Source organism: Peribacillus sp. SIMBA_075, from assembly GCF_046534585.1.
In genome coordinates this window covers 1-247 of record NZ_JAWRYN010001303.1, presented here as the reverse complement: position 1 = coordinate 247, position 247 = coordinate 1, and the positions used below count along the sequence as shown (strand labels likewise).

The 247-nt window shown below is 39.7% G+C and carries 1 pseudogene; it reads right to left on the bottom strand.

Annotation, left to right across the window (positions count from 1 at the left end):
* Positions 1-247 (bottom strand): annotated as a pseudogene (gene ricT / locus SB775_RS32555) (competence/sporulation regulator complex protein RicT); the annotation flags it as partial.

Sequence of the window (247 nt, the reverse complement as noted above, 5' to 3'; positions counted from 1 at the left end):
CAAGTATATTCTACCACTTTTTCTTGCCCGGTTAATTCAACTTGCAAAATTCGTTCTAAAATGTTGAGCCCTACTACCTTTGCAGAGCCATTAGACGTCTGAATCGTTTCACCGATATCCGGTAATTGTTCTTTCGCTGTTTCATACTCATCATTCTCATATTTCAAGCAGCACATCAAACGGCCGCAAAGCCCAGAAATTTTCGTAGGGTTTAACGACAGGTTTTGATCTTTTGCCATTTTTATGG